Consider the following 26,314-nt stretch of genomic DNA (forward strand, 5'->3'; position numbering starts at 1 on the left):
AGCGCGATCACCCCGCGGGCTGCTCCACCCGCACACCTATCCACGCCGCGAACGCGGGCGCCAGATCCAGCAATTGCGACGGGCTGATCACCGCGCCCGACAGCTGCTCGATCCCCCGCGCGATGTCCAGCTCCCCGACCGCCCGGAGATCCACATCCCGCATCCGGGCGGCCGTGAAGTCCACCCGGCGCAGCGCGCAGTCGCGGAAGACCACCCGTTCCAGGCTCGCCCCGCCGAAGTCGGCCTCGGAGAGCACACAGCCCTCGAAGGTCACGTCCTTGAGCTTCGCCGTGCGCAGATTCAGATAGTCGATCTTGCCGCCGCGCACCAGGACCCGCTCCAGGACCGCGCCGTGCAGCTGGGTGCCGCCGAGCCGGGCGTCGCGGACCTCGACATCGCGCAGATTCGCCTCCGCCAGGTCCGTACCGACCCCGCGGACGCCGTCCAGGACGCAGTCCACGAACCGCGCCCGGCCAAGCAGCGTCTCGTCCAGGGCGCAGCGGGAGATCCCGCAGTCCATGAAGCGGGCGCCGCCGGCCCGCTGCCCGGTGAAGTCGGCGTCGGTGAAGTCCAGGCCGTCGTAGTCGCCCTCGGGCTCCAGCGCCGTGCCCCCGAACGGCCGCAGCGGAGGCAGCCGCACCTCGGGGAGCCTGGCCGCCGGGGGTGTCTCGCGCGCCGATTTCCCGCGCCGCGAAACGCCCCGCGCACCGCCCCGCGCACCGTCTCGCGTACCGCCCTGCCCGCTACTCTGCGTCGCCATGCGTCCACCGTGGCACAGGGCACTGACAACGCCTTGACCTCGACCATGGTCGAGGTTGAAGACTCGGGGGGTCCAGCGATCATCACCGGCCGCCCCGCCGGGCCGCCCGCCTTCCCGCCCCCGAAGGAGCGCACCATGCACGCCGTCCGACTCCACGCCTTCGGCCCCGCCGAGAACCTCTCCTACGAGCCCGCCGACGACCCCGTACCGGGCCCCGGCCAGGTCCGTATCGCCGTCGAGGCCGCCGGGGTGCACCTCGTCGACGCCGCCCTGCGCAACGGCGACCCGAAGGGCCCGTACGAGCTCCCCGAGCTGCCCACCATCCCCGGCCGCGAGGTCGCCGGCACCGTCGACGCCCTCGGCGAGGGCACCGACCCGGCCTGGCTCGGCCGCCGCGTGGTCACGCACCTGGGCATGGTGCCCGGCGGCTACGCCGAGCTGGCCGTCGCCGACACGGGCAAGCTGCACCCGGTCCCGGAGGGCATGCCCTCGGACCACGCCGTCGCCATGGTCGGCACCGGCCGCATGGCCCTCGGCATCCTCTCCTTCGCCGACCTGACCGCCGACGACGTCGTCGTGATCCCGGCCGCCGCGGGCGGCCTCGGCGCGCTGCTCGTGCAGTACGCGAAGAACGCGGGCGCCACCGTCGTGGGACTCGCCGGCGGCGCCGCCAAGGTCGACCGGGTCCGCGGTCTCGGCGCCGACATCGCCCTCGACTACACCGATCCGGCCTGGTCCGAGGGGGCCCGGGCCGCCCTCGGCGGGCGCGCCGCCACCGTCGTCCTCGACGGGGTCGGCGGCGAGGCCGCCCGCGCGGCCGTCGATCTGCTGGGCCCCGGCGGCAGCCACCTGATGTTCGGCTGGTCCTCCGCCGGCACCGAGGGCGAGCCCGTGACCCTCGACCCCGACGAGCTCGCCGCCCGCTCCATCACCTCGCGCAGCGTGCTCGGTCCGCCCATGATCGAGCGGCTCGGCGGTCCGGAGGGGATGTGGCGGGCCCAGGCGGAGTCCCTCGCCCAGGCCGCCGCCGGCCGTGTCACCCCTCTCGTCACCCGCTTCCGCCTCGCCGAGGCGGCCGCCGCCCACCGGGCCCTGGAGACGCGCGGCACGGTCGGCAAGGTCGTCCTCATCCCGTAGCCCGTCCCGTGGAGCCACAGGTGAAGGGGGGTGCGGTGAGTGCCGCACCCCCCTTTTCGTACGGAGTTCCGTACGGCATTCCAAGAAGCGGGCCTCACTCGACGGGCCTACGCTGGATTGCGGTTTCGCACGTCCTCGGACGCGAGAGCAGGTTCCGATGAGCTCCACGAACACCGGCCCGATACCCTCCCCCGCATCCGCTCCCCGGCGATCCGCGCCCGACCCCCGCCGGTGGTGGGCTCTGGTGGTCATCGCCACCGCCCAGCTGATGGTGGTCCTCGACGCGACCATCGTGAACATCGCCCTGCCGTCCGCCCAGCGCGATCTCCACATGTCCGACGGCAACCGGCAGTGGGTCATCACCGCCTACACCCTCGCCTTCGGCGGCCTGCTGCTCCTCGGCGGCAAGATCGCCGACCTCGTCGGGCGCAAGCTCACCTTCACGATCGGACTCGTCGGCTTCGCCGCCGCCTCCGCGCTGGGCGGCGCCGCCCAGACCTCCGGGCTGCTCTTCGTCGCCCGCGCCCTCCAGGGCGTCTTCGGCGCGCTCCTCGCCCCCTCCGCCCTGTCCCTGCTGACGACGACGTTCAGCGACGGCAAGGAACGCGGCAAGGCGTTCGGCATCTACGGCGCCATCGCCGGCGGCGGCTCCGCCATCGGGCTGATAGCGGGCGGCCTGCTCACCGAATACCTCGACTGGCGCTGGTGCCTCTACGTCAACATCCCCATCGCGCTCCTCGCCCTCGTCGGTGCCTTCGTCTTCCTCCACGACGACCGGCGCCGGCGCGGTACGGGCGGGCCGCGCCTGGACATCCCCGGCGTCGTCCTGGGCTGCGGCGGCCTGGTCGCCATCGTCTACGGATGCAGCGAGGCCCAGCCGCGCGGCTGGGGCGACGCGTTCGTCCTGTCGCTGCTGTGCGGGGGCGCCGCGCTCCTCGCCCTGTTCGCCTGGTGGCAGTCCCGCGCCCGCAGCCCCCTGCTGCCGCTGCACGTCGTGCGCGACCGCGACCGCGCCGGGGCGTTCCTGGTGATGGGCCTCGCCGTCATCGCCATGTTCGGCATGTTCCTGTTCATGACCTACTACCTCCAGGTCGTCCTCGGCTATTCGCCGGTCAGGACGGGCCTGGCGTTCCTGCCGATGACCGCCGCCATCGTCATCGGCTCGACCCAGATATCCGCCCGGCTGATGACCCGTGTACCCCCGCGCACCCTGATGGCGCCCGGAGCCGTCGTCGCCTCCGCCGGGCTCTTCCTGCTGACGTTCCTGCCCGTCGAGCCCGCCTTCGTCTCCCATGTGCTGCCCGCCGAGCTCCTCGTCGGCCTCGGCATGGGCCTGATCTTCATGCCCGTGATGTCCACCGCCACATCCGGGGTCGCCCCACAGGACGCGGGCGTCACCTCCGCCACCGTCAACACCGCTCAGCAGGTCGGCGGTTCCATCGGCACCGCCCTCCTCAACACCATCGCCACCACCAGCAGCGCCACGTACATCACCGCGCACCTCAAGGCCGCGGCGACCACCGGCGGACCTCTCACGCCCGCCGCCCGCGACCACCTCGTCAAGACCGGTGTCGTCCACGGCTTCCACATCGCCATCGGCTGGGGCGCGGGCATCATGCTCCTCGCCGCCGCCGTCGGCTGGCTGCTGGTCACCACCGGCGCCCCCGGGCACGCGACCCCCGCCGCCCCGCCCGCCGACGCCGACGCGGGTCCCGTGGCCCTGGAGGCCGAGGAACGTCACCACATGAAGGCGCGGGGAACCGACGAGCCACCGCCCCCGGCATGACCCCCGGAAAAAAAATCGCTCGCGCCGCGCCCCCGCCCACCGCATGCTGGGGCCCATGAAGATCAGGGACGCCCGCGCCGCCGACTGGCCCGCCATCTGGCCCCTCGTCCGCGACGTGGCCGCCGCCGGTGAGACCTACACCTTCCCCCGCGACCTCACCGAGGACTTCGCCCGCGGCATGTGGATGCTCACCGCGCCCTCGCGCACGGTCGTGGCGGTCGACGACGACGGCACGTTCCTCGGCACCGCCAAGATGAACCCCAACCACATGGGCCCCGCGTCGCACATCGCCAGCGCCAGTTTCATGGTCCGGCCCGAGCACTCCGGGCGCGGCGTCGGACGGGCGCTCGCCGAGGAGACCATCGCCTGGGCCCGCGCCGAGGGCTATCGCGCCATGCAATTCAACGCCGTCGTGGAGACCAACACGCGCGCCGTCGCCCTGTGGAAATCCCTCGGCTTCTCCGTCGTCGGCACCCTCCCCGAGGGATACCGGCTCCCCGACGGCCGCTACACCGGACTGCACATCATGCACCTGGCGCTGTAAACGCCTTCACGCCACGATCCGCAGCTCCCTGGGCGTATTGTTCAGCCGCCGCCCGGCCGAGTCCGTGCAGGTGACAATGTCCTCGATCCGCACACCGAAACGGCCCGGCAGATAAATCCCCGGCTCGATCGAGAAACACATCCCCGGAACCAGCGGCAAATGCTCCCCCTCCACCAGATACGGGGGCTCGTGCGTGGTCACCCCGATGCCATGGCCGGTGCGGTGGATGAAGTACTCGCCGTAGCCGGCCCGCCGGATCACCTGCCGCGCCACCCGGTCGATCTCCTGGCAGGCCACCCCCGGCCGCACCGCTTCGAACGCCGCCTGCTGCGCCTCGCACACCACTTCGTGCACCTTGCGCTCCTCGGCGGACGGCTCACCCACATGGACCGTACGGGTCGTGTCGGACCCATAGCCGTCCAGCAGGCCACCGAAGTCCATGACGACCATGTCGCCGTCCTCGATGACCCGGTCCCCCGCGTCGTGGTGCGGGTTGGCTCCGTTCGGCCCCGACCCCACGACCGTGAAGTCCACCTGGCTGTGTCCGTGTTCCCGCAGCAGCCGCGCCAGGTCGGCGGCCACGTCCATCTCGCGCCGGCCCGCGAACCGCAGCTCCAGGATGTCCTCGTACGTCGCGTCCGCCGCCGCCCCCGCCGCCGCCAGCCGCTCCACCTCATAGGCGTCCTTCACCGCCCGCAGCATCGGCAGCACCTCGGTGAACGCCCCGTAGGACACGCCGGTGACCACTCTTTGGAAGGCCAGCAGGTGCAGGGCCCAGGCGTTGTCGGAGACGCCGTAGCGGGCGTGGGGCTCCAGCAGCGGCGCCAGCGCCGCGTACGGATCCTGGCCGTCCGGCCAGCCGGTGATCGTCAAGGCCCGTGCGCCCGGTGCCCGTTCGGCGTCCGGCCGCTCCAGCGCCGGCACCACCAGCTGGGGCCGGCGGCCGGGGGCGAGCAGCAGCGCGGTCAGCCGCTCCGAGGCGTGCGGGCGATAGCCCGTCAGCCAGGCCAGATCGGGGCCTGGCGTGACGATCACACCGGCCAGCCCCGCATCGGCGGCGGAGACAGCGGCGCGCTCCATGCGAGCGGCATAGGCGGAGGGGGCCACGGGCCCCCCGGACGGCGTCGGGGAAGCGGCGGCGGCATCACTCATGAGGGCAGAGTAATCCGGACGGAGGCGGTCGGCAGGCCGTGTCTCTACCCCACGGGTGAGAGCCCCTCATCCGGCCGGATGAGAACGCCCCCACCCCAGGACCGATTTCCCCCTTATTCCATTGTGAGCCGGGAACTTCCGCGCCTAGCGTGTTGTCGCCCGTACCGAACTCGTTTGTTGTCGTTCTTCCGCCGGGCAGCGCTGAATCACACGTTGAAGGAGCACCATGTTCCGAGCAGTCGGACGGTTCGCCGTCCACCGGCCCTGGCTGACCATAGCGGGGTGGGTCATCGCCGCGGTGGCCCTCGTCCTGCTCGCCCCGGGCCTGAAGTCGACAACCGATGAAACGGAATTTCTCCCTTCGCATTACGAATCCGTACAGGCGAGCAAACTCCAGGAAAAGGCCTTCCCCAAGACCGAACAGCCCTCCGCCATCGCCGTCTTCCAGCGGACCGACGGCGCCAAGCTCTCCCCGGCCGACCGGCGCGACGTCGCCAGGATCGCCGCCGGCCTCCAGGACAAGCACCGCGAGGGCATAGCCAAGGTGGCGACCAGCCCCCAGGCCGTCTCCCCCAACGGTGAGATCGCCCTCGCCAACATCGTCGCCACCGGCGACAAGGCCAAGGCCAAGCCCGGCGACGAGACCGTGCCCAACGCCGTCAAGGACCTCCGCGAGGACGCCAAGCCCCTCCTCAAGGGCACCCAGTTGAAGATGGGCATCACCGGTCAGGCGGCCACCGAGCTCGACTCCAAGGAGTCCTCCGGCGACACCGACGCCATGATCATGTCGGCGACCTTCGTCCTGATCATCGTCCTGCTGCTCGTCATCTTCCGCAGCCCGCTCATCGCCGTGCTGCCGGTCCTCATCATCGGCGTCGTCTTCATGGTCGCCCTCGGCCTCATCGGCACCGCCGCCGAACTCGGCGGGCTCAAGGCCGACAACTCCATCTCCGCGATCCTCATCGTCGTCCTCTTCGGCGTCGGGACCGACTACATCCTCTTCCTCCTCTTCCGCTACCGCGAGGAGCTGCGGGCCGGCCACCAGCCCAAGGAGGCGCTGGTCAACTCCGTCGCCCGGGTCGGCGAGACCATCGCCTCCGCCGCCGGCGCCGTCATCGTCGCCTTCCTCGCCCTGCTGCTGTCCACCATGGGCATGATGCGCGCGATGGGCCCCTCGCTGGCCATCTCGGTCGCCGTGACGCTGGTCGCCGCGCTCACGCTCGTACCCGCCGTCTTCTCCCTCCTGGGCACCAAGGCGTTCTGGCCCTCCAAGGCGTGGAAGAAGACCCCGCGCAACCGCGTCTCGGGCGGCCTCGGCACCCTGGTCGCCCGCCGCCCCGGCATCATCGCGGTCCTGTCCGCCGCCGTCCTCGCCGTCCTCGCCGTGGGCACCTTCAGCTTCAAGGCGGAGTTCGACACCGACAGCCAGCTGTCCCAGAAGCTGGAGTCGGTCCAGGCGATGAAGGACCTCCAGCGCGGCTTCTCCGCCGGCCAGTCCGACCCGGCCATGGTCTACGTCCAGTCCAAGACGGGCACCGCCCTGGACAAGGCCGCCCTGAACACCTTCAAGGGCAAGCTCCAGGACCTCGACGGCGTCGGCGCGGTCAACCTCACCGACACCAGCTCCGACGGCTCCGTCGCGCAGTACAGCGTCGTCCTCAAATACCGGCCCACCGAGGACAAGGCCATCGAGCTGGCCGGCGGCGCCCTGCGCGACAGCGCCCACGCGGCGGCCCCCGACGGCAGCAAGGCCCTCGTCGGCGGCACCTCGGCCGTGCTGTCCGACGTGGAGAAGGCCGTCAGCCACGACTACCGGGTCGTCTTCCCCGTCGCCGGCCTCGCCATCATGATCATCCTGGGCCTGCTGCTCCGCAGCCTCGTGGCGCCCGTCTATCTCATGATCTCCGTCGCCCTCGGCTTCACGGCCACCCTCGGCGCGACGGTCTGGCTCTTCCAGGACCTCCAGCACAAGAACGGCCTGCTGTTCATGCTGCCGGTCATCGTCTACCTCTTCGTCGTCGCCATCGGCACCGACTACAACATCCTGATGGTGGCCCGCCTCCGCGAGGAGGTCCGCCGGGGCGTCTCCGCCCGCGAGGCGATCCGTGTCGCGGTCACCCAGTCGGCCCCCACCATCGCTTCCGCGGCGATCATCCTGGCCGGCACCTTCGGCGTCCTGATGCTGGCCGACAACTCCATGCTCCAGCAGATGGGCTTCGCGGTCGCCTTCGGCATCCTGCTCACGGCCTTCATCATGGCCATGCTGCTGGTCCCGACCATCACCTCGCTCCTGGGCCACAAGGCGTGGTGGCCCGGCCACCAGGACGCGCCGCGCGCGGTCCACGGCACCGGCCCGGCGGGCACGGCCGACGGCCCGAGCCTGTACAAGGGCGAGGAGGTCCGGCGGTAGCCGACCGAGCGTTCCGCCCCATACGCGGGCGCAAAGAAAATCGGCCCTCCGTGATCCTCACGGAGGGCCGATCCACGCGCTGACCAGCGCATATTTTGAGCCGCCTGTCGGATTCGAACCGACGACCCTCGCTTTACAAGAGCGACGCTCTGGCCAACTGAGCTAAGGCGGCACGCAGTCCGGGGCACCGCCCGCGAACGCTGGACCACTCTACACATCGTCCACTTCCACCAGCCACAGAGTTGCCGCCTCCGGCCGGTGTCCACGGCGTACGGGCCCGGGCGGCCGCGACCGAATCGTGCCCCGTGGGCTGCTGACAACGGCCCCCGCCCCCGGTACCGTCACCGTCAGCCCCGTCCAATTGGACTGGACCACTCCCTCTACTCGGATCGTCCGGCACGTTCCTGCCGGTGAAGGGACCGCATCACCATGGCCACGGTCACGTACGACAAGGCGACCCGCATCTACCCGGGAGCCGACAAGCCCGCCGTCGACCAGCTCGACATCGCCATCGAGGACGGCGAGTTCCTCGTCCTCGTCGGCCCCTCCGGCTGCGGAAAGTCCACCTCGCTGCGCATGCTGGCGGGGCTGGAGGACGTCAACGGCGGAGCGATCCGCATCGGCGACCGCGACGTCACCCACCTGCCGCCCAAGGACCGGGACATCGCGATGGTGTTCCAGAACTACGCGCTCTACCCGCACATGACCGTCGCCGACAACATGGGCTTCGCCCTGAAGATCGCCGGGGTCAACAAGACGGAGATCCGGCAGAAGGTCGAGGACGCCGCGAAGATCCTGGACCTCACGGAGTACCTGGGGCGCAAGCCCAAGGCGCTCTCCGGCGGCCAGCGGCAGCGCGTCGCCATGGGCCGCGCCATCGTGCGCGAGCCGCAGGTCTTCCTGATGGACGAGCCGCTGTCGAACCTCGACGCCAAGCTGCGCGTGCAGACCCGCACCCAGATCGCCGGTCTCCAGCGGCGCCTGGGGATCACCACGGTCTACGTCACCCACGACCAGGTCGAGGCCATGACCATGGGCGACCGCGTCGCGGTGCTCAAGGACGGGCTGCTCCAGCAGATCGACTCGCCGCGCAACATGTACGACCGGCCGGCCAACCTCTTCGTGGCGGGCTTCATCGGCTCGCCGGCCATGAACCTGGTCGAGGTGCCGATCACCGACGGCGGCGTGAAGTTCGGCAACAGCGTCGTGCCCGTGTCCCGCGAGGCGCTGACCGCCGCCGCGGACCGGGGCGACCGGACCGTGACGGTCGGCGTGCGCCCCGAGCACTTCGACGTGGTCGAGCAGAACGGTGAAGCCGCCAAGACGCTCGGCAAGGAGGCCAAGGACTCCCCCGCCGGCCTCGCCGTCACCGTCAACGTCGTGGAGGAGCTCGGCGCCGACGGATATGTGTACGGCACGGCCGAGCTCGGCGACGAGCGCAAGGACCTCGTGGTCCGCGTCAACGGACGGCGGGTGCCGGAGAAGGGCGCCATCGTGCACGTCGTCCCGCGCCCGGGCGAGCTGCACGTCTTCTCGACGTCCTCCGGCGAGCGCCTCAGCGACTGACAGGCTGACCTCGGTCTTCGCCGGCGCCGGTGACCCTGCGTGGTCGACCGCGCCCCGCCGCCCCGCGCCCTTCCCGGCGCGGGGCGGCTGTGGTTTAGGCCCCGGATCCCTCTCTGTCGCCAAATACCCACACAGACCTCGCTTTTCGAGACCTGTGCGTCAACTTCACGCCCGCATCACCGGTCAATTCCTTCGCTCGACCGAGTGACACAATGTCGTCCGATCGTTACCCCTCGCTACCATCTGCGACATGAACCAGGCCGCCCGCCGCATCGGCAGAACTCTCGCCCTCGTCCTCCCCGTCGTGCTCGTCCTCTCCGGGACTCTCGCGGTCACCCGCGTCCCCTGGGCGGCACCCACCTCCGAGTCCCAGGTCCTCACCGCCGCCTCCAACACCGCCTCCACCCAGGCCAAGGCCGCCCGTGCCCCCCATGAGGTGCTGCGCGACAAGCTGTTGAAGGACCTCCAGGAGAAGAACCCGACCGTCGCCCTCAGCCACCTCCAGACGGCGACCAACGGCCGCCCCTCGCTCGCCCGGCACTGCGCCGAGCTGGCACGCGCGCTCGGCCGCGCCGCGGTCGCCAAGTACGGCCTCAAGGGCGCCCAGTCCTACTCCCGGCCGGTCTGTGACACCTCGTACGCCTCCGGCGTGGTCCAGGGCCACTGACCGCCTCCCACGGGCCCGGCCGCGGCAGCGTCCGCTCCACCGCCCGTCATGCCGCCCGCACCCCCGCCCGGGCCACCGCATATCGTGCGGAACATGACCGGCACGCACGCGTATCCGTACCCCACCCAAGCCGTGGTCCTGGCCGGAGGCCAGGGGTCGCGGCTGCGCCCGTACACCGACGACCGCCCCAAGCCGATGGTCGAGATCCCCGGCACCGGGACCCCGATCATCGGCCACCAACTGGCCTGGCTCGCCGCCGAGGGCGTCACTGACGCCGTGATCTCCTGCGGTCACCTGGCCGAGGTCCTCCAGGACTGGCTCGCCTCCGCCGACCTCCCGCTCCGGGTGACGACGGTGATCGAGAAGGAGCCGCTGGGCCGCGGTGGCGGCCTGAAGTTCGCGGCCGCCTCGCTGCCGCACCCCGACCGGCCCTGGTACGCCACCAACGGCGACATCTGGACCCGCTTCTCGCTCCGCGAGATGGCCGCCTTCCACCACGAGCGTGACGCGGCGGCCACCCTGGCGCTGGCCCGGCCCCGGATCCCCTGGGGAGCCGTGGAGACCGACGAGTTCGGGCACGTCCTCGACTTCATCGAATCGCCGCCGTCGCCCTACCTGATCAACGCGGGCGTCTATGTCTTCTCCGCCGCCTTCCGGGACCTGCTGCCCGATCGCGGCGACCACGAGCGCACCACCTTCCCGCGCCTGGCGCGCGAGCGGCGGCTGGCCGGCTACCCGCTGCCGCACGGCGCCTACTGGCGGGCCATCGACACGGCCAAGGACCTGACGGAGGCCGCCAAGGAGCTCGCCGGCTGAGCCGACGGCCAGGACGACGGACCACGAGGCGTACGAACGCCCCCGCACCCTTTCCAGGAGGTGCGGGGGCGTCCGTACGCCGTGCCGTCCGGCCTCAGCCGAGGAGGCCGCCCAGGGCCCCTCCGCCGCGGGAGCCGCCGCTGGACGGGCCGGACGAGCCGCCCGTCGAGCCGCTGCCGCCGGAGCCGCTCGTGGTGGTCGAACCGGTGGGGCTGCGGGGCGCCGCGGGGGCGGCGGGCCGCTGGGGCGCCGGGGGAGCCGGGCGGACGTCCTGGCTGGCGCCGGGACGTCCGGCGGCGCCCGCCGAGCTCTGCGGGGCCCGGGCGGTGCCGGCGACCGCCGGAGCGGTGGCGCTGGGGGTGGCCGTCTTCCTGCCGGGCAGGGTCGGCTTGGGCGTGCCGGGCACGGCCGAACCCGGCTTGGTGCGGGAGGGGCCGGGGCTCTGCGGGAAGGGCGAGCCGGGGAGGTTGTTGGCGGGCGGGTCGGCGGGGCTGGGGACCTTCGCCACCTGGGAGGAGCGGACGGCGCCGCCGAGGGTGGAGCCGACCAGCAGCGAGATGCCGACGAGCACGGTAGCCATGATCGCGCCGCGGCGCAGGACACGGCCGCGCAGCTCCCACAGCTCCGCGCGCGGGCCCAGCCGCCGCCACGCCTCGCCGGCGAGGCGTCCGTCGATGGAGTAGAAGGGCGCGCCCGCGATGACGAGGGGGCTCCAGGCGGCCAGATAGATGATGTCCGGGGCGTCGTAGGCGGGGACCTGGCGCCAGCTGACCGTGACCAGGAGGGCCGCGGACAGCAGGACGCCGATGGAGGCGGCCAGCCGCTGCCAGAGCCCGAAGACGGTGAGGACACCGACGACGACCTGGAGGAAGGCGACGGTGAGGCCGGCGCCGACGGGGTGGCTGAGGGCGAGGTCGCGCAGCGGCGAGGCGACCGGCCACGGGTGCAGCGAGGTGAGCCAGGTGACCATGGAGCCGCGGCGGCCGCCGTCGAAGTAGACCGGGTCGCAGAGCTTGCCCATGCCGGCGTAGACCGAGATGAAGCCGAGGAAGACCCGCAGGGGCAGCAGGACGACCCCGAGGTTCATCCGGCGCCCGGGGTAATAGGCGTGGCGGACGGAGTCGCCGCCCTGGCGCCTGGAGGTGGCGTCCTCGTCGGCGTCCTCGCCGTCGAACTCGTCGTAGTGGTACTGATCTTCGTCGTACGCGCTGTCGGTGGGCCGTACGCCGCGCAGCAGTTGAGTCTCGGGAGCGAGGGGACTGTGGGGGCCCACGGGGTCGACGAGCTCTCCGCGACCGGTGTGCTCGGCGGAGCCACGGGGCCCGATGACCGAGGGGGGCGCGCCGCCGGCTCCGATGCGCGGGAGCACCTGCGTGGAGCCCGCGTCACCACCGGGGCCCGGGGAGTCCCGGACGGCCTGCAGGAGTTCGGTGGGCGCCGAGTCACCGGGCGCGGTCCGGCCGCTCCACACGACGGGGGCGCGGCGCTTGGCCGCGGCCTTGACGGTGGGCAGCTGTGCCGTGTCGGCGACCCCGGCGAACTGGCGGGCGACGCGCGGGGGCCGGGCGAGCTGCACGCGGAAACTCATATGGTTGACGACGATCTGCGCCGGGTCGGACGGCACTTTCACCGTACTCAGCGCGGGCTGGTCGTCGTACCCGGAAGAGCTTCCCCCCGTGGGTGTGCGGGGTGTTCTGGTGTCCACACTCATCTAACCGAGTGACTTCTGATTAGGACACTGCCTTGACCGGTTCGAACTGTCCGAGACGCGTCAAGATCACGGGAAGCCGAACGCCGGACGGGAGCGCGACCGCTCCCGTCCGGCGTTCAGGACGTTCCCCGGCCGCCAGCGGCCGGCACTCCGGGGTCAGGCCCGGCGCCGCGACGCCTCGTACAGCACGACACCGGCGGCCACGCCGGCGTTGAGCGACTCGGCGCCGCCCGGCATGGGGATGCGCACGCGGAAGTCGCAGGTCTCGGAGACGAGGCGGGACAGGCCCTTGCCCTCGCTGCCGACGACGATGACGACGGGGCCCGCCAGGGCGTCCAGCTCGTGCAGCTCGACGTCGCCGTCGGCGGCGAGGCCGACGACGGTGAGGCCGGCCTTCTGGTACGACTCCAGCAGCCGCGTCATGTTGGTGCAGCGCGCGACGGGCGTACGGGCGGCGGTGCCGGCCGAGGTCTTCCAGGCGCTGGCGGTCATGCCGGCCGCGCGGCGCTCGGGGACCACGACGCCGTGGCCGCCGAAGGCGGAGACGGAGCGGACGACGGCGCCGAGGTTGCGCGGGTCGGTGATGCCGTCGAGCGCGACGATCAGCGGGTCCTCGGCGCCGTCGAAGGCGGCGGCGGTGAGGTCGTCCGGGTGGGCGTAGTCGTACGGCGGCACCTGGAGGACGAGGCCCTGGTGGTGCAGGCCGTTCGTCATCCGGTCGAGCTCGGGACGGGGGGCCTCCATGAGGTTGAGGCCCTTGTCGGCGGCGAGCTGGAGGGCCTCGCGGACGCGCTCGTCGTTGTCCAGGTACTGCTGGACGTAGAGCGTGTTCGCGGGGACGCCCTCGCGCAGCGCCTCGACGACCGAGTTACGGCCGACGACGAGCTCGTTGGTGCCCTTGGGGCCGCCGCGGCGCGGGGCGGGGCGCTTGGACTCGTGCCGGGCCTTGGCATTGGTGAGGCGGTTCTTCTTGTGCCCCTTGCGCTCCGATGCGGGCGGGGTCGGGCCCTTGCCCTCCAGGCCACGGCGCCGCTTGCCGCCGCTGCCGACCGTCGCGCCCTTCTTGTTGGACGTGCGGCGGTTCCTGCGCTGGCTGTTGCCGGCCATGGGTGCACCTGTTTCTTCACTGCTGTGAGCCGCTGGACGCGGCTCAGTAAACGTACGTACGAAAAGTGTCTCTCAGGACGGTCGGTGTCGCTTGAGGACCGGGGGCCCGGGACGGGGTTCTAGGCCAGTGACCAACGGGGCCCCGAAGGGGTGTCCTCGATGGCGAGGCCGGACTGCTGGAGCTGGTCGCGGATGGCGTCGGCGGTGGCGTAGTCCTTGCGCCCCCGGGCGGCCTGGCGCTGTTCGAGCACCAGCCTGACCAGGGAGTCGACGACGCCGTGCAGGTCGTCGCCGCGGCCGGTGGAGGCGGCGGCCCACTGCTCGTCCAGCGGGTCGAGGCCCAGGACGCCGAGCATGGCGCGGACCTCGGCCAGCCGGGCGACGGCGGTTTCCTTGTCGTCGGCGGTCAGGGCGGAGTTGCCCTGGCGGACGGTGGTGTGGACGATCGCGAGGGCCTGCGGGACGCCCAGGTCGTCGTCCATGGCCTCGGCGAAGGCCGGCGGGACCTCGGCGGCCGGCTCGACCGGGCCGGCCTTCTCCACGACGCGCTGGATGAAGCCCTCGATCCGCGCGAACGCGGACTCGGCCTCGCGCAGGGCTTCCGGGCTGTACTCGATCATCGAGCGGTAGTGCGGGGTGCCGAGGTAGTAGCGCAGCACGATGGGACGCCACTGCTTGAGCATTTCGGAGACGAGCACCGAGTTGCCGAGCGACTTTGCCATCTTCTCGCCGCTGATGGTGACCCAGGCGTTGTGCACCCAGAGGGCGGCGAAGTCGTCGCCGAAGGCCTTGGCCTGGGCGATCTCGTTCTCGTGGTGCGGGAAGATCAGGTCGAGGCCGCCGCCGTGGATGTCGAAGGCCGTGCCCAAGTACTTGTGGGCCATGGCGGAGCACTCCAGGTGCCAGCCCGGGCGGCCGCGGCCCCAGGGTGTCTCCCAGGAGGGCTCGCCGGGCTTGGCGGCCTTCCACATGGCGAAGTCGCGGGGGTCGCGCTTGCCGGTCTCGCCCTCGCCGGAGGGCTGGAGGAGGTTGTCCAGCTCCTGGTTGGACAGCTCCAGGTAGCCGGGGAAGGAGCGCACGTCGAAGTAGACGTTGCCGTCGGCCTCGTAGGCGTGGCCGCGCTCGATCAGGCCGCGCATCATCTCGACCATCTCGGTGACATGGCCGGTCGCGCGCGGCTCGACGGTCGGCCGCAGGCAGCCGAGGGCGTCGTACGCGGCGTTGAAGGCGCGCTCGTTCTCATAGCCGATCGCCCACCAGGGGCGCTTCTGCTCGGCGGCCTTGGTGATGATCTTGTCGTCGATGTCGGTGACGTTGCGGACGAAGGTCACGTCGTAGCCGCGGTAGGTGAACCAGCGGCGCATGATGTCGAAGTTGAGGTAGGAACGGACGTGCCCGATGTGCGGTGCGGCCTGCACGGTCGCGCCACAGAGGTAGATCGAGACGCAGCCCGGGACGATCGGGGTGAAGTCACGGATCTGCCGGGCGCTGGTGTCGTACAGGCGAATGGTCACGGAACCAGGGTAGTGGCCCTCGGGGAGTGCCCCGGGCAATCGGTCGGTTCACACGTCGGACGGCACGCTTTGCCCGCTATTTGCTTTTTGCGCCAAAATTACACATTGTCATGGTAATTTCCCGGGCACACCTCGACTTCTCGACGAGGTCCCGCGGAACCCTGGAGGGGTGTTGCACTCCACTCTGCCGGTACAGCAGGAACAGCCGGAGCAGCCGGGGCCACCGCCCGTGTCCGCGGATCCGGCCGGCGCCCCTGACCGGCCGGAGGGCGGCGAGCGGCGCGGCAGGCTGGCCGCGCTGGACGGACTGCGGCTGTTCGCGGCGCTGATGGTGGTGGCGTATCACTATGTGGCGCTCGGCGGCCGTGCCTGGGCGCGGCCGGCGCCGTCGGCCTTTCCGACGGCGTATCTGCCCGCCTCGTACGGCTGGCTGGGCGTGCAGCTGTTCTTCCTGATCAGCGGCTTCGTCATCTGCCTGAGCGGCTGGGGCAAGAGCGTGGGGCGGTTCGCGGCCTCGCGCGCGACCCGGCTCTTCCCGGCGTACTGGTTCGCGGTGCTCGCCGTCACACTCGTCCTCTATCTGTGGCCGTCGGTCGACGAAACCCCCGCCCCGAGGGATGTGGCCGTCAATCTGACGATGCTCCAATCACCTCTGGGCGTGGATCCCGTCGACGGCGTCTACTGGACGCTGTGGGTCGAGATGCGCTTCTACCTGCTGTTCGCCCTCGTCGTCCGGCGGGGGCTGACCTACCGGCGGGCGGTGGGTTTCTGCGTGGTCTGGGCGTTCGCGGCGGCCGTCGCCAAGGCGGTGGACAACCCCGTGCTCGACCAGGTGCTGCTGCCGGACGACTGCTGGTACTTCATCGCGGGCATCGCCTTCTATCTGATGTACCGCTTCCGCCCGAACCTGGTGCTCTGGTCATTGGTGGCGGGCTGCTTCCTGATCGCCCAGCGCGACCTGCTGGACGCGCAGGACCGGGCGGAGGGCCATATGGGCCACCACGTGCCGCACTGGCCGACGGCGGCCCTGCTGGCACTGTTCTTCCTCGCCGTCATGGCGGTCGCGCTCGGCTGGACGCGACGGCTGGACCGGCGCTGGCTGACCACGGCCGGAGTCCTGACCTATCCCCTCTATCTGATCCACGAACGCGTCGGCTGGCTGATCATCAAGCAGACCGCCGGCCAGCTGCCGCGCCATGTGCTGCTGCCCCTCCTCGTGCTGGGCATGCTCCAGGTGGCGTGGCTGGTCCACCGCTATGTGGAACGCCCGGTGGCCCGGGCGCTCGACAAGGGGCTGCGCAGGGCCATGACCGACATCCGGGCCGGTTGACCGGCGATGACCAGCGAGGACCGGCGGTGCCGGGCCCGGACCCCGGGCTCGGCGGAGCCCTGGCCACGCCCTTACCGGTCCTGCACAACCCCTGCACAAGATCGTTTTATGCAAAGGGTTGGAATTACCGGAGTGGCAGGAGATAACTGTCACGGCGGTACGAGGGCTTCCTATGTCAGCATGCGTGCGACCGGGCCCTGCGTAGGATGAGCCGACTAAGCCAATGGAGAGGACGACATGCGTTTCGCCGGACGAGGTGAACTCGACGGCGGCCAGTCGGCCGTCAAGCGAGCCGCCCCGAGGCTCTACGTCCTGGATGGGCTCAGGATCATCGCGGCACTGATGGTCGTGTTCTTCCATTACGTCTCTCTGCGCGGCGGCTGGGGGCAGGACCCCCAGGAGATCTTTCCCCACGCCCGACTCTTCGCCCGGTACGGCTGGACGGGCGTCGAGATCTTCTTCCTGATCAGCGGATTCGTCATCTGCATGAGCACGTGGGGCCGCAGTCTGGGCGACTTCGTGGTGTCCCGCGTCTCGCGGATCTATCCCGCCTACTGGTTCGCGATCTTCCTGACCGCGGCCGTGGTCACCCTCTGGCCACAGGTGCGCCAGGTGCAGAGCCTGGACGACGTCCTCACGAACCTGACCATGCTCCAGGGCGGTCTGGGCGTCTGGGACGTCGACGGCGTCTACTGGACGCTCTTCATCGAGCTGAAGTTCTACGTACTCTTCGCGATCGTCGTGGCCACCGGTGTCACGTACCGCAAGTGCGTCCTCTTCTGCGGCATCTGGACGGTGGCCGCGATCAGCTCGGCCACCGTCGACAACAAGATCGTCGACATGTGGGCCATGCCGCTGTACGCGCCCTATTTCATCGCCGGCATCGCCTTCTACCTGATGTACCGCTACAAGCCCACGGCACTGCTGTGGGGCATCGTGGCCATGTCGCTCCTGCTCGCCGAGCACCATGTGGCCAAGCGGGTGGCGGACAACACCACCCGGTCGATCCCCACCTGGCCGGCCTCGCTGATCATCTTCGTGGCGTTCGTCCTCATGGCGCTGATCGCGGTCGGGGCGTTCAACCGGATCCAGTGGCGCTGGCTGTCGACGGCGGGCGCCCTCACGTACCCGGTCTATCTGATCCACCAGTACATCGGCATGACCGTCATCTACGCCCTGCGCGACCGCGTCCCCGCGCCGCTGCTCGTCGCCGGGCTGATGGTGGTCATGCTGTTCGCCGCCTGGCTGCTGCACCGCTTCATCGAGCGCCCCCTCGGCAAGCGGCTGCGCAAGGCGATGCTCAAGGGCATGGACGAGATGCGCCGCCACTCGGCCCCGCCGACCGCCGCGCAGGACGGCGCCCGGCACGACGGCCTCCGCGAGAGCCTGCCCACGCCGAAGCGGCTGCGGGTCTTCGAGCAGAGCGGCGGCGACAAGGTGGGCGCGGGCAAGAACGGCTCGTCGGACGGCATCTGAGGGGCGGCCCGCGGGGTCGGGCGCCCGGCGCGCGGGGATCGCCGTACGGGCGTCCCGACCGAGCCGGCGCCCCCGGCGGGCGCCTAGATCGAGCCGACGACCTTGCGCGGCGTCACCCGCACCACGACCCGCTCCGCGTCGTGCGCGGAGGCCGGGTTGAAGTCCGCGTAGTCCTTGCCCGTGTACTTCCGCGACAGCTCGTTGATCAGCTCCTGGCCGCCCTCGGTGGTCAGCGTGGCGGAGCCGCGCACCTCCGCGTAGGTGTACGGCGCGTTGGGCGGGTTGATCATGACGGTGATCCGCGGGTCGCGCCGGAGGTTCCTCTCCTTGCGGCGGCCGACGGTGGTGGAGATGAGCAGGTCGTCACCGTCGTGCTTGATCCAGGTGATCGACAGCTGGGCGCTGCCGTCGGGCTGGACGGTGGCCACCGTCGCGAAGACGGGCGTGTCGTCGATGAGCTTCTTCAGGTCGTCGGAGAGTGCGGCTGACACAGCGCGGAACCTTCCCTCGGGGGACGGGTACGGGATCACCGTATGCCGCCGAGGGACGCGAAAGGGGGCTGTACGGGCCCGAACGGACCCGGAACAGCCCCCGGACGGGCACCGGCCCGCCGACGCGGCTCGGAGCTACCTGGGGAACACCAGAGCCGTGGCGACGGCCGCCAGGCCCTCCGCGCGGCCGGTGAGGCCGAGACCGTCGGTCGTGGTGCCCGAGACGGACACCGGGGCGCCGATCGCCTCGGACAGGACCGTCTGGGCCTCCGCGCGCCGCTTGCCGATCTTGGGCCGTACGCCGATCACCTGGATCGAGACATTGCCGATCTCGAAGCCCGCGGCCCGTACGATCCGGGCGGCCTCCGCCAGCAGGGTGACGCCGGCCGCGCCCGACCACTCGGGCCGGTCGGTGCCGAAGTGCTCGCCGAGGTCGCCGACGCCGGCGGCGGAGAACAGCGCGTCGCAGGCGGCGTGCGCGGCGACGTCACCGTCGGAGTGACCGGCGAGGCCGTGCGTGGCACCTTCCCAGAGCAGGCCCGCGCACCACAGCTCGCGGCCCTCCTCGAAGGCGTGCACGTCCGTGCCGATGCCCACCAGGGGCAGCACCTGGGCGAAGGGGCTAGAAGCGATCATTGGCCCTCCTGCGGGCGAGAACGGCCTCGGCCAGGACGAGGTCCAGCGGCCGGGTCACCTTGAAGGCCTCTTCGTGGCCGGGCACCACCACGACCGGGGTGCCGAGGCGCTCGACGAGGCCGGCGTCGTCCGTGGCCCCCTCGCCCTCGGCGCCGGCGAACTTCTCGTGCGCGGCGTCGAGCGTGCGCCGGTCGAAGCCCTGCGGGGTCTGCACGGCGCGCAGCAGCGCCCGCTCGGGCGTGCCGACGACCGGCTCGGGCTCGCCCGCGGCGGCGCCGGTGCTCGGCTCGACCTGCTTGACGGTGTCGGCGAGCGGGAGCGCCGGGACGACGGCGGGAGCGCCGTCGCGGACGGCGGAGATGACGGCGTCGACCGTCTCGACGGGCACCAGGGGGCGCGCGGCGTCGTGGACCAGGACGGTGCCGATGTCGCCGGGGAGGGCCCGCAGGCCGAGGCGCACGGACTCCTGGCGGTTCTCGCCGCCGGGGACGACGAGCAGCTCTGCGCGGTCGGGGCCGGTGAGCGGATAGGCGTCGAGGAGATTGCGCACCTCGGCGGCGCCGTCCGGCGGTGCGACCACGACGACGAGGGAGACGGCGCGGGAGGCGGCCATCGCCCGTACGGCGTGGACCAGCATCGGGGTGCCGCTGAGGGCGCGCAGGGCCTTGGGGGCACCTGGGCCGAGCCGGACCCCGCGCCCGGCCGCGGGGATGACCGCGGCGGTACGCGAAGGGGTGACAGCGGGGGCTCGATCAGACATTGCGTTCGCGTTCAGGTTTGCTTCCTCGGCCGAATTGGGTATGGCCTCAGCGTGCCGGGCACGACGCCCCGACCAGCCCCTTCCGTGACAAGTGGTCGGGTCGACTGCCCGGGCCCGGCACGCCAAGCACGGCGTGGACATCGGCGCCCTCGGCGCCGCCGGAGCAGAGATGCCGCAGCGCCCGGCGGACGACTGTCGTCATCGCGGGCACCGCGGCACTTCATTTACATCCAGCACCTGCATGACATCCAGCACGGGTCACGAGGACCTGTGCCGACTGCACGACCGGCACTGCGTTTTCAGACCGGCCGTTTCGGACCAGTACTGCGTTTCGAGCCGGTCGTTTCGGACCAGCACTGCGTCAGGACGCGAGAACCTCGTCGAGCAGGGCCTCGGCCTTGTCCTCGTTGGTGTTCTCCGCGAGAGCGAGCTCGCTCACCAGGATCTGGCGCGCCTTGGCGAGCATGCGCTTCTCACCGGCGGAGAGTCCGCGCTCGCGCTCCCGGCGCCACAGGTCGCGCACGACCTCGGCGACCTTGATCACGTCACCGGACGCGAGCTTCTCGAGATTTGCCTTGTAGCGACGGGACCAGTTCGTCGGCTCTTCCGCATACGGTGCGCGGAGCACCTCGAAGACCCGGTCCAGCCCATCCTGGCCGACCACATCGCGCACACCGACGAACTCGGCATTGTCCGCCGGCACCCGAACCGTCAGGTCACCCTGGGCGACCTTCAGCACCAAGTAGGTCTTGTCCACGCCTTTGATCTGGCGAGTTTCGATGGCCTCGATCAGCGCGGCCCCGTGATGGGGATAGACCACGGTGTCGCCAACCTTGAACGTCATGTGACAGGTACCCCTTCCGTGGCTATCCAGTCTAACACGGGAACTGCCCGTTCTGAATGGCGTTTTCGCAGGTCAGGGCATATCTCGGGGCTTGACAACAGCAACCGGAACGTGCTGCGGGAGGGTTCCGGAAGCGGGTATTCGCAGGTCGGAGCGGTTCTTCGGGCGGGGCGAAACGGGCACGTTACACGTGCCGGGAGTCACTCGCGAGCGGTCGAACGTCCCGTTTTGCCGGGGTCCGGTCGGCGGACTTCCGCTACTCCGTTCGGGGCGAGCCGACCCCGGTCATCCGGATTCGGGAATTGATCACCCCGAACTTGATCAATTCCCGAACGCCTTCCCGGGCCCCCGCGCATTCCGCGCCGATAATCCTTCGCCGGCCCCCTCGCGCGTTCCCCGGGACGTTCGTGGGCGATATTCGGCCGTGCACCCGACGGGGGGCTAGTTGACCATGGGGGCGGGTCGGGTGCGGAGGCCCGGGAGCGGCTCGGTAACCTAAGGCCGCTGACACACCTCTTACTTCGTCCAAGGAGATGCCGCCGCCGTGAGCAGCAGCCTTCGACGCGGCGCTCTCGCCGCTTCCGCCCTCGTGCTCTCGATCGCCTCGCTCTCCGCCTGTGCGGCGGGCAACAGCGCACAGACGCTGGAGGTCAAGCCGGACAACGCCGCCACGTCGGTCGGTGACATCAAGCTCCAGAACCTCAACGTGATCACCCAGCCGGACCTGGAGGCCAAGGGCCCGGCCGTGATCACCGGCAAGGTCTTCAACAACGGCCGCAAGGACCAGACGCTGCGCGCGGTCAAGCTCACCGGCAAGGACACGCCCGTGAAGCTCACCCCCGCGGGCGGCTCCGGGGACCTCGTGGTGCCCGCGGGCGGCTCGATCGTCCTCGGTGGCAAGGGCAACCCCTCCGCGGTGCTGCCGAACGGCCGTGAGGCGCTCAAGGACGGCGGGCAGCAGCAGCTGACCTTCGACTTCAGCGAGACCGGCGAGGTCCGGATCGGCGCGTTCGTCTTCCCGGCCAAGAGCTACTTCAAGGAGTGGGGCCCCGCCGAGCCCGCTCCGTCCCAGCCCGCCGGCAAGAGCGGCGACAAGTCCGGCAAGCCGAGCGGCGGCGCCGTGACGCCGTCGGGCGCGCCCTCGGGGACCCCCTCGGGCGCCGCGGGCACCCAGGGCGCGCAGCAGGGCGCCGAGCGCCCGGCGGGTGCCCCGCAGCAGGGTGACGGCGGCCAGCAGCACACCGGTCACTGACGACGTACGCCGAGGGGCCCGGAAGCGTGTGCTTCCGGGCCCCTCGGCATTCCCTCGTCCGGGCGGGCCGGTCTACGGCTCGAACTTGTAGCCGAGACCTCGGACGGTCACCAGATAGCGCGGCGCGCCCGGGTCGGGCTCGATCTTGGCGCGCAGTCGCTTGACGTGGACGTCGAGGGTCTTGGTGTCCCCGACGTAGTCGGCGCCCCAGACGCGGTCGATGAGCTGCATCCGGGTCAGTACGCGGCCGGCGTTGCGCAGCAGCATCTCCAGGAGGTCGAACTCCTTGAGGGGCAGGTCGATCTTGGCGCCGGAGACGGTGACGACGTGCCGGTCGACGTCCATCCGTACGGGCCCGGCCTCCAGCGCGGCGGGCGTGACCTCCTCCGGCTCGCCTCTGCGACGCAGGACGGCCCGGATCCGGGCCACCAGCTCGCGGGAGGAGAAGGGTTTGGTCACATAGTCGTCGGCTCCTATTTCCAGGCCGACGACCTTGTCGATCTCGCTGTCCTTGGCGGTGACCATGATGACGGGCACGTTGGAACGCCCCCGCAGCTGCCGGCAGACCTCCGTGCCGGGCAGGCCCGGCAGCATCAGGTCGAGCAGGACGAGGTCGGCGCCGTTGCGCTCGAACTCGTCCAGCCCGTCGGGCCCGGTGGCCGCGACGGCGACCTCGAAGCCTTCCTTGCGGAGCATGTAGGACAACGCGTCGCTGAAGGATTCCTCGTCCTCTACGACGAGCACACGGGTCACGGGTTGACCTCCGGTCGGGTGGTCTGCGGGCCGAACAGCGCGGTGGATGTGGTGAGGGTCATGGGCACGGGCATGGACGGCAAGTCCATGCGTGGCGGGGTCATGCACGGCTCCCCCGGGTGGGGAGGTGTTCGTCGGTGAACGTCTCGTCGGCGGTCCCGTCGCGCTCCGATTCCTCCGGGCCGATCAGCGGGCCGTTGCGCTCGCGCGTGCGGTCCCGCTCACGGTCCCGGACGGCGCCCGCTTCCGGCAGGCGCAGCGTGAACGTCGAGCCCTGGCCCTCGGCGCTCCAGACCGTGACCTCCCCGCCGTGCGAGGCGGCCACGTGCTTGACGATGGCGAGTCCGAGGCCGGTGCCGCCGGTGGCGCGGGAGCGGGCGGGGTCGACGCGGTAGAACCGCTCGAAGATCCGCTCGCGGTCCTTCTCGGAGATGCCGATGCCCTGGTCGGTGACGGCGATCTCGATGAGGTCGCCGCCGGGCGCGGTGATGTGGCGGGCCGCTATGCCCACGCGCGTGCGGGCGGGGCTGTAGTTGACCGCGTTCTCCACGAGGTTGCCGAGGGCGGCGGCGAGCTGCCCGCGGTTGCCCCAGACGCGCAGGTCGGCGGTGCCTCCGGCGGCCATCGTGATCTGCTTGGTGCCGGCCTGGTGGCGGCAGCGGTCGATCGCCTCGGCGACGAGCTCGTCGATCCGTACGGGCTCGGCGTCCTCCAGCGGGTCGTCGTTCTGCACCCGGGAGAGGTCGATGAGCTCCTGGACGAGGTTGGTGAGCCGGGTCGCCTCTATCTGCATGCGGCCGGCGAAGCGGTTGACCGCCTCGGGGTCCTCGGAGGCGTCCATGACGGCCTCGGAGAGCAGGGAGAGCGCGCCGACGGGCGTCTTGAGCTCATGGCTGACGTTGGCGACGAAATCACGGCGCACGGCCTCGATGCGGCGGGCCTCGGTGAGGTCCTCCACCAGCAGCAGGACGAGCCGGGAGCCGAGCGGGGCGACCCGCGCGGAGACCGCGAGGGCGTCGCCGCGGCCGGTGCCGCGGCGCGGGAGGTCGAGCTCGACCTGGCGTATCTCGCCGTCCCGGCGGGTGTCGCGGGCCATCTGGATCATGGGTTCGACGGCGAGCTTGCCGCCCCGTACGAGCCCGAGGGCGTACGCGGCGGAGCTGGCCTTGACGACGCCGTCGCCCTCGTCGAGGACGACGGCGGAGGAGCGCAGCACCGACAGCACGGTGTCCACACCGGGCGGCAGGACGGCATCGGTGTGCAGGGAGCTACGGGTGGGGCGGGCCTGGTCGCGCTCGCTCCAGCGGAACGCCAGCATCGCGATGACACCGGTGCACAATCCGGCGATCGCTGCCGCTGCGGCGACGGCCGCGTCCACGTTCATGAGTCCAGGTTATGCGGGGCCGGTGACACATCCACAGCCAAATGGGGGGCGGCTCGAACATACGTTGCCGAGAGTTCACCTTGAGGTCGGCACCGGTTCACTCCGGAGGCCGACGGCCGTCGCGTTCCGGCCGCATCGTGGGACCGTGGGCGGGCACGTCGGGCACGTCACCCTCCCCGCCCACCGTTGACCCGGGCCCCTTGCCCCGGAGAAACCCGAAGAAAGAGGTCAGACAATGCGGGACGCGTACCACGAGGAGCTGGACTCGATCGGCGAGGGCCTGGTCGAGATGGCCCGGCTCGTGGGCTCCGCGATCGGGCGCGCCACCACGGCGATCCTCGACGCGGACCTCAAACTGGCGGAGTCCGTGATCGCCGCGGACGCGAAGGTCGACGACCTCCAGCGGGATCTGGAGGCCCGCGCGATCGCCCTGCTGGCGCGCCAGCAGCCGGTCGCCACGGATCTGCGGATCGTGGTCACGTCGCTGCGGATGAGCGCGGACCTGGAGCGTTCCGGCGATCTCGCCCAGCACGTCGCCAAGCTCGCCCGGCTGCGCTTCCCGCAGACGGCGGTCCCCCGCGACCTGCACGCCACGATCCTGGAGATGGGTCAGCTGGCGCAGCGGCTGATGGCCAAGGCCGGCGAGGTGATCATCACCAAGGACGTCGACCTGGCGCTTCAGCTGGAGCAGGACGACGACGCCATGGACCTGCTGCACCGCGCGCTCTTCCAGCACCTGATGGACGACCGCTGGAAGCACGGCATCGAGACGGCCGTCGACGTGACGCTGCTGGGCCGCTACTACGAGCGCTTCGCCGACCACGCGGTCTCCGTGGCCAAGCGCGTGGTCTATCTGGTGACGGGTGAGCACGCGGACGAGCTGGTCCAGGGTGAGGGGCGTACGGGCCCGGTCGACGGCGCGTGACCTCCGGGCTTGCTCCCATGCGCCCCCAACGCGCCCGTACGTATGTACACGAGGGGCATTGACGGGCGATGCGGGCGGTCCTTGACTGGGTGGCAGGCAGACCACCCTTCGAGGAGGTACCGCATATGACCCACACCCCTCCGGAGCAGACGCAGGCCGCGGCCTGCACGTGCGGCCCGGGTTGCCAGTGCGGCTGCCAGTCCGGCGGTTCGTGCCAGTGTGGCGGCGGCTGCGGCTAGCGGCCATCCCGCACGTCACTCACCGGAGGAGTCCTCGGCCGGCGATCCGGCCGGGGGCTCTTTCTGCTCCGGGGGCTCTTTCTGCTCCGGGGGTTCTTTCTGTTCCGGGGGATCTTTCTGTTCCGGGGGATCCTTCTGATCCGGGGGCTCTTTCTGCTCCGCGCCGGTCAGATAGGCGTAGACGACGAGATTGGCGCTGTAGGTGTGCCGCTCCCGGTTGTAGTCACCGCCGCAGGTGACCAGGCGCAGCTCGGCGCGGTCCGCTACCCGCGATCCGTAGACCTTGTCCGCGTCGAACTTGTCGTTGGGGACGAGGGTCACGTCCTCGACGGTGAACTCGGCGACGGAGCCGTCCGAGCGGGCGACGTGGACCTTGTTGCCGCGCTTGACGACGCTGAGGCCGGCGAAGACGGCCGGGGCCTTCTCGGTGTCGACGTGGCCGACGAGGACGGCGGGGCCGGCGGTGCCCGGCTGGGGGCCCTCCTGGTACCAGGAGACCGCGTCGGCCCGCTCGTACGGGGGTGTTTCGACGCCGCCCTGGGCGTCGAGGCCATGGCCCTCGATCGGGGCCTCCAGGCCGATGGCCTTGATGGTGAGTTTCTGGGGGTCCGCCCCCGGCAGCGGTTGATGTGCCGGGGGCAGACCGGGCGCGGGAGGGCGGCCCGCGGCGGCGGTACCGGTAGCCGGTGCGTCACCCGGCTCCTGGGAGGTGCCGCTGCCGCACAGGCACAGGGCCAGCAGCAGTGCTGCCCAGGCCACCCCTGTCAGCAGGCGGCCGCGGCCGCCTGTGCGCGTGTCTGACATGACGCCGATTCTCTTCCCGTCACTGCTTGGCGGTGCCGGTACGACGGCGGTACCAGATCATCCCGCCGGCCAGGCCGGCGGTGGCACCCGCGGCGAGGATGAGGATCGGGGTGTCGGGGGCCGAGGACTCCGTCGAGGCCGCGAGCGCGGTGGCGCCGCCGCCCGCGTGCGCGGGACCGTGGGGCTTGTGGTGCCCGTCGTGGCGGCCGTCGTGGTCGTCGTGACGCCCGTCGTGGCGGCCGTCGTGGTC

Annotated in this window: 23 protein-coding genes, 1 tRNA gene and 1 pseudogene; 11 read left to right on the forward strand and 14 right to left on the reverse strand. The window is 71.2% G+C overall.

The window, feature by feature from the left end; all coding sequences use genetic code 11:
* Positions 1–7 precede the first annotated feature (7 nt).
* The gene (locus tag ACZ303_RS14680) at positions 8–640 is read right to left on the reverse strand and encodes a pentapeptide repeat-containing protein (protein ID WP_467338788.1); all 633 of its coding nucleotides are present in this window, start codon (positions 638–640) and stop codon (positions 8–10) included.
* 255 nt (positions 641–895) lie between these two features.
* On the opposite strand from ACZ303_RS14680, the gene ACZ303_RS14685 reads away from it, so the two are divergent.
* The 3 genes from ACZ303_RS14685 to ACZ303_RS14695 all read left to right on the forward strand — a co-directional run bounded on the left by ACZ303_RS14685 (position 896) and on the right by ACZ303_RS14695 (position 4,227).
* Positions 896–1,897: a zinc-binding dehydrogenase gene (locus ACZ303_RS14685; protein WP_467338790.1), complete on the forward strand. Its 1,002-nt coding sequence runs from the start codon at positions 896–898 to the stop codon at positions 1,895–1,897.
* Positions 1,898–2,054: 157 nt separating this feature from the next.
* On the forward strand, positions 2,055–3,683 hold the full coding sequence (locus tag ACZ303_RS14690) for an MFS transporter (protein ID WP_467338792.1): 1,629 nt from the start codon (positions 2,055–2,057) through the stop codon (positions 3,681–3,683).
* A gap of 55 nt (positions 3,684–3,738) precedes the next feature.
* Positions 3,739–4,227, forward strand: a complete 489-nt coding sequence (locus ACZ303_RS14695) for a GNAT family N-acetyltransferase (RefSeq protein ID WP_467338794.1) — start codon at positions 3,739–3,741, stop codon at positions 4,225–4,227.
* A 6-nt stretch (positions 4,228–4,233) separates the two neighbouring features.
* Here ACZ303_RS14695 and ACZ303_RS14700 read toward each other — a convergent pair whose 3' ends face one another.
* The gene (locus ACZ303_RS14700) at positions 4,234–5,379 is read right to left on the reverse strand and encodes an aminopeptidase P family protein (protein ID WP_467338796.1); all 1,146 of its coding nucleotides are present in this window, start codon (positions 5,377–5,379) and stop codon (positions 4,234–4,236) included.
* A gap of 226 nt (positions 5,380–5,605) precedes the next feature.
* Here ACZ303_RS14700 and ACZ303_RS14705 point away from each other — a divergent pair, with 226 nt between their 5' ends.
* Entirely contained in the window at positions 5,606–7,789 is a 2,184-nt protein-coding gene (locus ACZ303_RS14705) for an MMPL family transporter (RefSeq protein ID WP_467338798.1), read from the forward strand.
* Between the two features lie 98 nt (positions 7,790–7,887).
* Here ACZ303_RS14705 and ACZ303_RS14710 read toward each other — a convergent pair.
* Positions 7,888–7,961, reverse strand: a tRNA-Thr gene (locus tag ACZ303_RS14710).
* A gap of 257 nt (positions 7,962–8,218) precedes the next feature.
* Between ACZ303_RS14710 and ACZ303_RS14715 the strand changes: the two genes are divergently transcribed.
* The 3 genes from ACZ303_RS14715 to ACZ303_RS14725 all read left to right on the forward strand — a co-directional run bounded on the left by ACZ303_RS14715 (position 8,219) and on the right by ACZ303_RS14725 (position 10,838).
* Positions 8,219–9,355, forward strand: coding sequence for an ABC transporter ATP-binding protein (locus ACZ303_RS14715; protein ID WP_467338800.1), 1,137 nt, complete (start codon positions 8,219–8,221; stop codon positions 9,353–9,355).
* 250 nt (positions 9,356–9,605) lie between these two features.
* A complete protein-coding gene (locus ACZ303_RS14720; RefSeq protein ID WP_467338802.1) occupies positions 9,606–10,022 on the forward strand; it encodes a hypothetical protein in 417 nt (138 codons plus the stop codon).
* Positions 10,023–10,115: 93 nt separating this feature from the next.
* A complete protein-coding gene (locus ACZ303_RS14725) occupies positions 10,116–10,838 on the forward strand; it encodes a nucleotidyltransferase family protein (RefSeq protein ID WP_467338804.1) in 723 nt (240 codons plus the stop codon).
* 94 nt (positions 10,839–10,932) lie between these two features.
* Here ACZ303_RS14725 and ACZ303_RS14730 read toward each other — a convergent pair whose 3' ends face one another.
* The 3 genes from ACZ303_RS14730 to cysS all read right to left on the reverse strand — a co-directional run bounded on the left by ACZ303_RS14730 (position 10,933) and on the right by cysS (position 15,170).
* Positions 10,933–12,549, reverse strand: coding sequence for a DoxX family protein (locus ACZ303_RS14730; protein WP_467338806.1), 1,617 nt, complete (start codon positions 12,547–12,549; stop codon positions 10,933–10,935).
* Positions 12,550–12,705: 156 nt separating this feature from the next.
* Positions 12,706–13,656, reverse strand: coding sequence for a 23S rRNA (guanosine(2251)-2'-O)-methyltransferase RlmB (gene rlmB / locus ACZ303_RS14735; RefSeq protein ID WP_467338808.1), 951 nt, complete (start codon positions 13,654–13,656; stop codon positions 12,706–12,708).
* 119 nt (positions 13,657–13,775) lie between these two features.
* The gene (gene cysS, locus ACZ303_RS14740) at positions 13,776–15,170 is read right to left on the reverse strand and encodes a cysteine--tRNA ligase (RefSeq protein ID WP_467338810.1); all 1,395 of its coding nucleotides are present in this window, start codon (positions 15,168–15,170) and stop codon (positions 13,776–13,778) included.
* 169 nt (positions 15,171–15,339) lie between these two features.
* Here cysS and ACZ303_RS14745 point away from each other — a divergent pair, with 169 nt between their 5' ends.
* Positions 15,340–16,500, forward strand: a complete 1,161-nt coding sequence (locus ACZ303_RS14745) for an acyltransferase family protein (RefSeq protein ID WP_467338812.1) — start codon at positions 15,340–15,342, stop codon at positions 16,498–16,500.
* A gap of 237 nt (positions 16,501–16,737) precedes the next feature.
* Positions 16,738–17,976, forward strand: coding sequence for an acyltransferase family protein (locus ACZ303_RS14750; RefSeq protein ID WP_467338814.1), 1,239 nt, complete (start codon positions 16,738–16,740; stop codon positions 17,974–17,976).
* Between the two features lie 83 nt (positions 17,977–18,059).
* Here ACZ303_RS14750 and ACZ303_RS14755 read toward each other — a convergent pair whose 3' ends face one another.
* From ACZ303_RS14755 to ACZ303_RS14770, 4 genes are all read right to left on the reverse strand, one after another.
* Positions 18,060–18,467, reverse strand: a complete 408-nt coding sequence (locus ACZ303_RS14755; RefSeq protein WP_467338816.1) for a PPOX class F420-dependent oxidoreductase — start codon at positions 18,465–18,467, stop codon at positions 18,060–18,062.
* 135 nt (positions 18,468–18,602) lie between these two features.
* A complete protein-coding gene (gene ispF, locus ACZ303_RS14760; RefSeq protein ID WP_467338817.1) occupies positions 18,603–19,103 on the reverse strand; it encodes a 2-C-methyl-D-erythritol 2,4-cyclodiphosphate synthase in 501 nt (166 codons plus the stop codon).
* Positions 19,090–19,863 (reverse strand): 2-C-methyl-D-erythritol 4-phosphate cytidylyltransferase, encoded by a 774-nt coding sequence (ispD, locus tag ACZ303_RS14765; protein WP_467338819.1) that lies wholly within the window; start codon positions 19,861–19,863, stop codon positions 19,090–19,092. The genes ispF and ispD overlap by 14 nt, the downstream gene beginning before the upstream one ends.
* Before the next feature lie 361 nt (positions 19,864–20,224).
* A complete protein-coding gene (locus ACZ303_RS14770) occupies positions 20,225–20,707 on the reverse strand; it encodes a CarD family transcriptional regulator (RefSeq protein WP_003953493.1) in 483 nt (160 codons plus the stop codon).
* 544 nt (positions 20,708–21,251) lie between these two features.
* Between ACZ303_RS14770 and ACZ303_RS14775 the strand changes: the two genes are divergently transcribed.
* A complete protein-coding gene (locus ACZ303_RS14775; RefSeq protein WP_467338821.1) occupies positions 21,252–21,959 on the forward strand; it encodes a DUF461 domain-containing protein in 708 nt (235 codons plus the stop codon).
* Positions 21,960–22,031: 72 nt separating this feature from the next.
* Here the strand turns inward: ACZ303_RS14775 and phoP are convergent, their stop codons facing one another.
* Complete coding sequence (phoP, locus tag ACZ303_RS14780; protein WP_466522021.1) at positions 22,032–22,703, reverse strand: two-component system response regulator PhoP; 672 nt, start codon at positions 22,701–22,703, stop codon at positions 22,032–22,034.
* A 109-nt stretch (positions 22,704–22,812) separates the two neighbouring features.
* A complete protein-coding gene (gene phoR / locus ACZ303_RS14785) occupies positions 22,813–24,096 on the reverse strand; it encodes a two-component system sensor histidine kinase PhoR (RefSeq protein WP_467338823.1) in 1,284 nt (427 codons plus the stop codon).
* A 235-nt stretch (positions 24,097–24,331) separates the two neighbouring features.
* On the opposite strand from phoR, the gene phoU reads away from it, so the two are divergent.
* The gene (phoU, locus tag ACZ303_RS14790; RefSeq protein WP_467338825.1) at positions 24,332–25,021 is read left to right on the forward strand and encodes a phosphate signaling complex protein PhoU; all 690 of its coding nucleotides are present in this window, start codon (positions 24,332–24,334) and stop codon (positions 25,019–25,021) included.
* A 254-nt stretch (positions 25,022–25,275) separates the two neighbouring features.
* Here phoU and ACZ303_RS14795 read toward each other — a convergent pair whose 3' ends face one another.
* Together ACZ303_RS14795 and ACZ303_RS14800 are read right to left on the reverse strand one after the other, a co-directional pair.
* The gene (locus ACZ303_RS14795) at positions 25,276–26,064 is read right to left on the reverse strand and encodes a class F sortase (RefSeq protein WP_467338827.1); all 789 of its coding nucleotides are present in this window, start codon (positions 26,062–26,064) and stop codon (positions 25,276–25,278) included.
* Positions 26,065–26,083: 19 nt separating this feature from the next.
* Positions 26,084–26,314 (reverse strand): annotated as a pseudogene (locus ACZ303_RS14800) (hypothetical protein); the annotation flags it as partial.

The sequence above is a fragment of the Streptomyces sp. NPDC023527 genome (genome assembly GCF_055560115.1).